Raw genomic sequence first — 372 nt, forward strand, 5'->3', positions numbered from 1 at the left:
TTCGCTCGACTTGCATGTATTAGGCACGCCGCCAGCGTTCATCCTGAGCCAGGATCAAACTCTCCAATAAAGTTTGTCTAGCATCATAAATAAAAATTGACGTTTCACGTTTTTTGTTTCGTTCAGTTTTCAAAGAACTAAAAGCGGGTGAAGAGAATCGAACTCTCGACCAGAGCTTGGAAGGCTCTTGTTTTACCACTAAACTACACCCGCGTGGTCGGGAAGACAGGATTTGAACCTGCGACCCCCTGGTCCCAAACCAGGTGCTCTACCAAGCTGAGCCACTTCCCGTTAATGGCGCGCCCGAGAGGAGTCGAACCCCTAACCTCTTGATCCGTAGTCAAACGCTCTATCCAATTGAGCTACGGGCGC

At 49.5% G+C, this 372-nt stretch carries 3 tRNA genes and 1 rRNA gene; all 4 read right to left on the bottom strand.

Annotated elements, in window-relative coordinates:
• Window positions 1-70, bottom strand: a 16S ribosomal RNA gene (locus MR063_RS21610); the annotation flags it as partial.
• A 72-nt stretch (window positions 71-142) separates the two neighbouring features.
• Window positions 143-213: transfer RNA gene (locus MR063_RS21615), tRNA-Gly, on the bottom strand.
• Between the two features lies 1 nt (window position 214).
• Window positions 215-291, bottom strand: a tRNA-Pro gene (locus tag MR063_RS21620).
• A 4-nt stretch (window positions 292-295) separates the two neighbouring features.
• Window positions 296-372 (bottom strand) — tRNA-Arg (locus MR063_RS21625).

This window comes from Bacillus cereus group sp. BfR-BA-01492, from assembly GCF_022662815.1.
GTDB lineage: Bacteria > Bacillota > Bacilli > Bacillales > Bacillaceae_G > Bacillus_A > Bacillus_A cereus_BD.